Annotated in this window: 7 protein-coding genes; 5 read left to right on the forward strand and 2 right to left on the reverse strand. The window is 47.7% G+C overall.

Annotated elements, in window-relative coordinates; genetic code table 11:
• Positions 1–302 precede the first annotated feature (302 nt).
• From H6F51_03730 to H6F51_03750, 5 genes are read left to right on the forward strand one after another with little or no spacing between them, the layout of a single operon-like run.
• A complete protein-coding gene (locus H6F51_03730) occupies positions 303–2,864 on the forward strand; it encodes a TonB-dependent siderophore receptor (protein MBD1821610.1) in 2,562 nt (853 codons plus the stop codon).
• Positions 2,865–2,879: 15 nt separating this feature from the next.
• A complete protein-coding gene (locus tag H6F51_03735) occupies positions 2,880–3,878 on the forward strand; it encodes a sucrase ferredoxin (GenBank protein ID MBD1821611.1) in 999 nt (332 codons plus the stop codon).
• Positions 3,879–3,901: 23 nt separating this feature from the next.
• The gene (locus H6F51_03740) at positions 3,902–4,960 is read left to right on the forward strand and encodes an iron-siderophore ABC transporter substrate-binding protein (GenBank protein MBD1821612.1); all 1,059 of its coding nucleotides are present in this window, start codon (positions 3,902–3,904) and stop codon (positions 4,958–4,960) included.
• Positions 4,960–5,139: a hypothetical protein gene (locus tag H6F51_03745; GenBank protein ID MBD1821613.1), complete on the forward strand. Its 180-nt coding sequence runs from the start codon at positions 4,960–4,962 to the stop codon at positions 5,137–5,139. Before H6F51_03740 ends, H6F51_03745 begins: the two co-directional genes overlap by 1 nt.
• A gap of 13 nt (positions 5,140–5,152) precedes the next feature.
• A complete protein-coding gene (locus H6F51_03750) occupies positions 5,153–6,469 on the forward strand; it encodes an MFS transporter (GenBank protein MBD1821614.1) in 1,317 nt (438 codons plus the stop codon).
• 425 nt (positions 6,470–6,894) lie between these two features.
• On the opposite strand, the gene H6F51_03755 is transcribed toward H6F51_03750, so the two are convergent.
• Both H6F51_03755 and H6F51_03760 read right to left on the reverse strand, forming a co-directional pair.
• Positions 6,895–7,056 carry a hypothetical protein gene (locus H6F51_03755; protein MBD1821615.1) on the reverse strand — a complete coding sequence of 54 codons (162 nt, stop codon included), beginning with the start codon at positions 7,054–7,056 and terminating at the stop codon, positions 6,895–6,897.
• Positions 7,057–7,558: 502 nt separating this feature from the next.
• Positions 7,559–8,143, reverse strand: coding sequence for a hypothetical protein (locus H6F51_03760; GenBank protein MBD1821616.1), 585 nt, complete (start codon positions 8,141–8,143; stop codon positions 7,559–7,561).
• Between the last annotated feature and the right edge of the window lie 241 nt (positions 8,144–8,384).

Here is an 8,384-nt window from a genome sequence, read left to right on the forward strand (position 1 = left end):
CAAAACGGCTAGATGCAAGGGTCATTGGCTGATTTCATCGATTGATCAATAAAGTGAACTTCCTGATCAGAACACGGTTGACAGCCGCGCCACTTCGCTGCTTAATGATAAGTTGTGTCATTCGCTTGATGCGACTAGCATAACTGTTCAAGCAGCTAATAGAAATCTTTAGTAGTTGAAAGAGCAGTTCCTTGGGGTCTGCGCTCTGCGCTGGTTGTAGTTTCGCCTCTAGTGTTCATCCCGGAGAGGCTGTTTTATCGTGTTGAATTGTTTCCCATCCCTATGTTTTCGTGCGAGGAGAGATGTTGAAAGCGCAGTCATTTGCTTGTTTGGGCGTTGCAGGTCTAGCATCGGTTTTGATAGCTCAGTCGGCTTGGGCTGAGGCTACACAAATTACAGCCGTGCAAGTCAAACCAACATCTAACGGGGTTGAACTCTTTTTAGAGAGCACAAGCAGCCAACCACTCCAAGTTTTTACAACCCGCGATCGTCAAACATTGATCGCAGACATTGCTAACGCGCAATTGTCGGAGGGTAAAGCGTTTCGCCAAGATAACCCAGCCGATGGAATCGCTAGTATCTCCGTAACACCTTTCGGTGCCAACACGGTGCGAGTCACGATCGTCGGCAAAGCAGGGCTGCCTTCCGCCCAAGTTGTTCAAAATACGCAAAGACTCGTTCTCAGTGTCACTGCTCCTTCCACGGCTGCCACAGCACCCCTCTCTCCCTCTGCACCAACCCTCAACTCAGCGCAGACAAACTCTAACGCAGCCACTCAACCCGCTCAGCCAGAGCAAGCTGCCGATGGTGAGGAAAAGGTAAGTCAGTCTACTTCATCTGCGCCTGCTGGATCAGTCACTCAATCAGAGGAAGAATCTGCTGATGAAGAAGAGGTTGTGGTCACTGGGGATCAAGAGTCAGGATATCGTGCTCCCAGTGCTGCGACGGCAACCAGAACAGATACTCCCCTACGAGACCTTCCTCAGTCAATTCAAGTCATACCTCAGCAGGTGATTCAGGATCAGCAGGTTACTCGTATTGGGGACGCAGTACGCAATGTCAGTGGTGTGACTGTGCTGCAAGGATATGGTGGCTCGACCGATAGATACACAATTCGGGGTTTAGAGGCTTCGAGTAACTTAAGAAACGGGTTTAGAGATGACGGGTTTCTCGCTTTTACTGATCCTGCTAACATCGAACGGATCGAAGTGCTCAAAGGTCCAGCCTCTGTTCTGTATGGACAGTTTGAGCCAGGCGGTGTGGTGAACTATGTCACGAAAAAACCGTTGAGTAATCCCTATTATTCCGGTGAGTTAAGGATTGGTAGCTACAACTTCTACCGTCCGTCGATCGATGTTTCGGGTCCCCTAACTCCAGATAAATCGGTTTTATATCGCTTAAATCTTGCCTACGAAAACGCAGGTAGTTTTCGCGACTTTGTCAACAATGAAGTTTTTGTCGCAGCTCCAGTCTTGACGTTCAAGCTCGGTAATGCCACAAATTTGGCTTTAGAGTACGAATACATCAAGATAGACCGAACCTTTGATCGCGGTTTTCCTTCCGAACCAGAGATTTTTAGGCTTCCGATTCGTCGATTTTTGGGAGAACCGAGCGACAGGTATCGCTTGACAGCGAACAAGCCCAGCTTGACTTTAGAGCATCAGTTTAGCCCAAACCTACGATTAAGAAGTGCATTCACAGCCCAAATCTTTGATGCCGATCGTTCTAATGCCCAAGCTCGCACATTTCGACTGCAACCCGACCGTGAAACCTTGCGACGCAGATACACAGTTTCTGAAGAGAAAGCCGAAGATTTTGGGCTGCAAACCGATTTGATTAGCAACTTCAATACTGGCTCTGTTAGACATGAGTTGTTAGCAGGAATTGAATTGAGCCGCAACACCTATGATGCTGTGTTGCGGCGTACCGAGTTTACTCCGATTAACATCTTCAATCCAGTTTACGGTTCTCCGATTCCGACTGATCTCGACACTGTATTTGATAACGATCGACGTAGCGACACACTTGGGATTTATTTACAGGATCAAATCGCGCTACTTCCCAATCTCAAACTGCTTGTTGGTGGTCGCCTCGATCTGATTGATTTCGAGAATGAAGACCGATTGATCGATACGACTTCTAGCCGTAACTACACCGCATTCTCGCCTCGCGTTGGAATTGTATATCAGCCGATCGAGCCCGTGTCGCTGTACGCCAGTTTTAGCCAATCGTTTAAGCCAAATGCTCTGGCAGTAACAAGCAGTGGAGGGTTGCTTGAACCTGAACGAGGAACACAGTACGAAGTTGGGGTGAAAAGTGAGCTATTAGGCGGTAGGCTTTCTGCTACTCTCGCGGCTTACAGTATTACGAAGACCAATGTCGCCACCACGGATCCCAATGATATTGATTTCTCGATCGCAGCCGGTGAAATTAAAAGTCGAGGCATCGAGCTAGATGTGGTCGGAAGACTCGCTCCGGGTTGGAATGTGATTGCCTCCTATGCCTATAATGATGCCTTTGTCAGCAAAGATAATAGTTTGCCTGTAGGTAGCAGACTGGTCAACGCGCCCCAACATAGTGCAAGCTTGTGGACAACCTATGAAATTCAAAGCGGCAGCTTGAAAGGATTAGGGTTCGGCGGCGGCATCTTTTTCGTGGGCGATCGCGAAGCCGAATTGCCGAACACGATCGAGCTGCCTTCGTTTGTGCGGGGCGATGCCACTATATTCTATCGGCGAAATAATTACCGCGCGGCAATCAACTTCAAAAATCTCTTCGGCACTCGATACTATGAAGCTCAAGGCTCTTTAGTGTATCCGGGCTCGCCTTTTACTGTAGTCGGTTCTCTCTCCGTCGAATTCTAAGGATGGGTTCTCATGATGAACAGCTTCTTTTGTGCCGAGGAGTCCCAGGGCGCGGGTGAGGATTTAATCGGCTCTGCTGTAGCTGCTGAAATCTACGTTCTTATAGAGTGTCCTCCGCCTTGGTCAGCGAATGCTTTTGATTCCAAACAAGTTCCCACCAATTTGCGAACTTTGGTTCAAGAACTGAAGCAAGATCAACGGTCGATTAGACCGTTGCTGATTTACCGCGATCGATCAAAGCAAGAACACCGCACCAGCGTCCTGATTTTTCGTCAGCAAGCGGGGCTTTCAGAAGGGTATAGTAAGCAAGAGTTCCAGGTTTCTAGCCTTGATGCAGTAGCGCCGCTCGTAACAGAAGTTTTGTCTAACGGAGACGTGCACAATGAACCTGTAGAAATCCAAACTAAGGACATTCTCGTTTGCACACATGGCAGTTACGATAAATGCTGTGCGAAGTATGGTCAGTCGTTTTATCGCCAAGCGATCTCGACTGTTGCTGGTTTGGCACTCAATTCGGAAGTGCGACTTTGGCAAGCGAGTCATATCGGCGGACATCGTTTTGCGCCTACCGCGATCGCGTTTCCGGATGGCAGATACTACGGCAGGCTCAATCAAGAAACGCTGACGGCAATTCTGACGCGGAGTGGTGACATCCAATGCTTCAACCAAGTTTACCGAGGTTGGGGCGTTCTTCCTTGGGCAGCGCAAGTGGTAGAGCGGGAATTGCTGCTGAAACACGGGTGGGAGTGGTTTGACTATCAAGTAACGGGTCGAGTCATTGATCACAACGAGGACGAAAGCCATAATCGAGTTGAACTAACGTTTGCAAGACTCGATGATCCCGAAGGGGGAACTGCTTCGCAGCACAGCTTAGAAACGTATCAAGCGGATGTGATTGAAAATGCGAATCAAGCATTGCAGTTGCGGGGTAGCTGTGGCAGCACAGACACCTACAAGATGTCGCAATACATGGTTCAAAATCTCGTCAGGCTTTCCTACTCGAACATCGGTTGAAGGAATCAAATTAGATGCGAACAATGCTGCGATCGTGGTTAAATCCCTCTCTGTTGAAGAAACAACAATACTGGAGTCTCACAATTCTTCTAAACAAGAAATGTTCGGAGATCACGGGACGCTTAAATCTAGCCACACGATCGCTGCTTCTTCCTTTGATCGTTTTGCTGTTGTTAGCCTGCAATTCAGCGAATAGCAATAAGCCTAATGCTCCCACTGCCTCAACGCCCTGTCGAACTGTAGAACACGGCATGGGTCAAACTTGCGTTCCACTCAATCCAAAACGGGTGGTTGTGCTCAACAAGCTGGATAATGTTTTAGCGTTGGGAGTCAAACCCGTCGGAGCATCCACGCTTGGTAATGGTAAGTTTATCGACTATCTTGCGGATCAAACCCAAGGCATCGAGAGTGTCGGAACTTATAGCCAACCTAACTTAGAAAAAATTCTTCTGCTGAAGCCGGATCTGATTTTGGGAACCACTTGGGATAGTAAAGAGACCTACGATAAACTCTCTCGAATTGCACCGACGGTTTTTGTGCAAACCGATGACAACCGCTTGTGGAAAACCTGGCTGAAAAAAGAAGCAGAAGCGCTAGGAAAAACGCTAGAAGCAGAAAAGCTTTTGCAGAACTACGAACAACGAGTGCAAACCTTAAAGCGATCAATGGGCGATCGCTCTTCTAATCCCCAAATCTCTGTCGTCAATTTCTGGCAAAACAACGTTCGCATCTACATGAAAAAGTCTTTCAGCGGACTGATTTTGCAAGAAGTGGGGTTGCCCCGTCCTCCGGATCAGAATAAAGACAAATTATGGGAACGCGTGTCGTTAGAGTTGATTCCTCAAATGAATGGGGATGTCATATTCTTGCTCCTGGGCGATCACAATGAGTCAAACCTAACGCAGTTTAAACAGCATCCGCTGTGGTCGCGGTTGAAGCCTGTCAAACAGAACAAAGTGTATGAGGTTGATGGCTACATTTGGATTGCCGGCTGGGGAATGATTGCAGCAAATCAGGTGTTGGATGATCTGTTTCAGCATTTAGTCGAACAAAAAAATGCAATAGTGCTGGAGAGCAAGTAGTGATCCCTGCTATTCTTCAATCGCTGCCTGCCAGTCAAGCTCAACGAGTTCACTTTGCTGATTACCAACTTTGGAGCCGGATCGAAGGATCGATCGCGGTTAAACTCATTCTGAAGCAAGTGAGCGAGCTTTTGCTCCCTGTTCGATCACTGCTGCCTACCGCAGAGACTGAATCCTAGCCATTACATCACGATGCGTACTTTTCTTATCATCTGGCTGGGTCAGCTTGTGTCTACGTTTGGTAGCCGCATGACCAGTTTTGCCATTCAGATTTGGGCATGGGAACTGACGGGACAAGCAACCGCCCTAGCATTAGTGGGATTCTTTTCTACTCTGCCCAGTATCTTGGTCATGTTTTTTGCAGGTATGATCATCGATCGCTGGAATCGCAAATGGCTATTAATTATTGGAGATGCTGTAGCGGCACTTTCGACGCTGACCATTCTGTGTCTGTTTCTCACCCACCAGTTGCAACTTTGGCAGATCTACTTATTGGGCGCGATTGCAGGAATTTTTGTCGAAATTCAAACGCTGGCTCACTCGGCTTCGATCTCGTTATTGGTTCCCAAATCCCAGTACGGACGTGCCAGCAGTCTCAACGCTTCAATTCACTATGGAGCCATTATTCTCGCGCCTGCTTTGGCAGGTGCACTCTACGCCAAGATTGGTCTTGCAGGAATTGCGATGATTGATCTCATTGCTTTCGGCGTCGCGCTAGTGACAGTCTTGCCAGTGCAGATTCCTCAACTGGCACTCAGCCAAAACGATCACGAAACGGCAGCGACAATCTGGCATCGACTTGTGTTTGGCTTTCGCTACATTGTCGCTCGTCCTGGCTTACGGGCGATCGTTGTCTTAATGTCCCTGTTTTGGTTAGCTCACGATTTAGGAGGCGCTGTTTATGCCCCGCTGATTCTGGCGCGCACCGGAAATGATGCTCAGATCCTTGGCACGATCGCCTCTGCGGCGGGTTTAGGTGGAGTGAGTAGCGCGTTGATTTTAAGTGCTTGGGGTGGACCGAAACGCCATATTCACGGTGTGCTGCTAGGAATGATTGGAGCGGGCTTGAGCAAAACGATGTTTGGTCTCGCGCGGATGCCGTCCGTTTGGTTGCCCGCTCAATTCTGTTCTTCGCTGAATTTTCCGCTGCTCACCAGTTCCGAACAAGCCATTTGGCTCACGAAGGTGCACCCTGATATTCAAGGACGGGTTCTCGCGGCTCGATCGCTAATTTTGCAGATCATTTCCGCGATCGCGATGCTGATGGCCGGACCACTTGCAGATCGAGTGTTTGAGCCTATGATGATGTCTAATAATGGGTTGACTTTTATTTTGGGTAACATTGTCGGCACTGGCCGGGGCGCAGGAGTCGCGCTCCTGTATGTCATCACTTCGTTAGGATTGATTCTGGTCGGTTTGGGTGGGTATGTGTTCTCTAGGGTGCGCCATGTAGAGCAGATGCTCCCAGACCATGATGCAACTTCAACCAAACAAACTGATGACCTATAGAATCCACTTGGAATCTTTACTCCGATAAGTCCACTTGTGCATTAGAGTGGGGTCTTAGCCTGTCTCTTTATATTGACTGATGTACATCTCCAAATCAGTTCCCAAAATTGGGAGTAGACCAGTTGCAGTATCAGCGAGCAAAGGCAATGAGCCTATGAGAACATGTGCGTAGATTTCATCAGTCGAAACCGTTTCGCAGTGCAGCTAAAATCTTACAAATTTAACGAGAGCCCTGCTGTCTCAACAGCTTTTGAACTTCTGAACCTGGCTGATAGTTGACACCAAACGATGAGCGATCGCTCTTGCTTCTAACAACTGCTAGAACCGCTTGCGAATATCTGATGCACGGATTTTTAGCAGTGATTCGCCGTACAATCTAGACCATCAATACCGCGTTTTCCTTGCAATAACAGAGATTCCTGATGTTAAGAGATTAAGGGGATGTTCATGAGCCATCCGTGTGAAAAGAGCACCATGAGCAGTACAAGCGTTGCAATGCCAAGCGCCAGAACAAGTAGGCTGCCCCAACTAGTTGAATCAGAAGTAAATTTTTGTTTGAGATTTTCAAGCCGATTAGAAGTTGCCATCTGAGCCTCCTGTCAGGTCTAAAAATGGAGAACGATCTAAACCAGGACGAACAATACGAGATCGCCCATACGCTATGAAGAAGTTGAGAATCTAAAAACTGCTAACCAAGACAACAAAGGTAAGAAGACAGAATAGCCCTATCAACACTGCGAAGATAGTTGCATAGGGTGCGCGGTTAGTCTGGCTTAGATACTGATTAATCTTCTCGTCCTTTTCTTCAGGATACCAAGTCGTAGGTTTCATGATATACACCTCTCTGAATGTTCTGAGTGTGCCATTTCATCGCTACTCTCAGTTTAAATCGCTTTTTCATCCTGCTTAAAAAGTCGCGAGAATCTTTATTCTTACTCTTAGAAATTAAGAGGTGCTGCTTTTCTAAAGTAGGGAAGCAGTTCATCCTAGCAGACGTTTGAGCTTGAAGCAGGAAGTCTCAGCGTTCGCAAGAACGCTGAGACTTCCTGTTGATCGCAATCTAGAGTCAAGGGATCGATAGTTGATCGATTATGGTCTAGGTACCACGTCCTTGTGGTAGTTGCTTCCTCTGAAGGAGAACACCGTATTGGCCCAACATAGGTTCACACCCCATACCCGCTTGCAGCCGACTACCGAGTCATTCTCAACTGTGTTTGTCAGGGTTACGGGCTGATTCAGTTGAATCACGTCGTTTGCCTGACAGTTCGTAAACTTCCACTGATAGCGATCGTCTGCAAGTTGAGTGCGGCTTGAGAGATTGATGCCTGTAGTTTGCTTCTCGTAGATTATCCATTCCTTTTCAACGAAAAGTGCGAAAAGCTCACCGCATTTAATTGCACCCCTGCCAGGGCTCTTGCGCTTCAGCTTCATCCCTTGGTTGGGTGACTTGTCCCATCCTAGGTTTGCGCCTCGACGGTCCTGATAGCCTAAATAGCCCTTCTGATCGAGATTATATAAACTGTAGTTCTGCCCCTCCACGATGCCAGTACCACTGCCTTCGACCTTCCAACCCTGCATTTCTTTCGCTAGCGTCAGCTCTGTTGAAAGCAGGACTGTAGCAAGACCTGTAAATGCAAACAATTTCATTAGTTTTTGGTTTGATATTAAAGTCATAATCTTCTAAGCCTCCTACTAAATAACAACTTCAATATGGCAAGCTCCTTTAAACCTACGTAGTACCCGTGAGGGTACTTTTGACAGAACTTCAGTTAAAAGGGTTGTGTCGCAAAAATGGTAGGGTGGTGGAGCTTAATTTCCTCTAGCCTCGCTCTAAATGACTGCTGACTCCCTGTTCAAATCGCACCACTTTCTACCTGAAATGATCTTACTGAATGTGCGCTGGTATTGTCGTTAT

The organism is Cyanobacteria bacterium FACHB-DQ100 (assembly GCA_014695195.1).
Lineage (GTDB): Bacteria > Cyanobacteriota > Cyanobacteriia > Leptolyngbyales > Leptolyngbyaceae > Leptolyngbya.

Bases quoted from the DNA above. Each gene is read 5' to 3' on its own strand.
- H6F51_03730 (MBD1821610.1), top strand. From the start codon at position 303: ATGTTGAAAGCGCAGTCATTTGCTTGTTTGGGCGTTGCAGGTCTAGCA.
- H6F51_03735 (MBD1821611.1), top strand. From the start codon at position 2,880: ATGAACAGCTTCTTTTGTGCCGAGGAGTCCCAGGGCGCGGGTGAGGAT.
- H6F51_03740 (MBD1821612.1), top strand. From the start codon at position 3,902: ATGCTGCGATCGTGGTTAAATCCCTCTCTGTTGAAGAAACAACAATAC.
- H6F51_03750 (MBD1821614.1), top strand. From the start codon at position 5,153: ATGCGTACTTTTCTTATCATCTGGCTGGGTCAGCTTGTGTCTACGTTT.
- H6F51_03760 (MBD1821616.1), bottom strand. From the start codon at position 8,143: ATGACTTTAATATCAAACCAAAAACTAATGAAATTGTTTGCATTTACA.
- H6F51_03755 (MBD1821615.1), bottom strand. From the start codon at position 7,056: ATGGCAACTTCTAATCGGCTTGAAAATCTCAAACAAAAATTTACTTCT.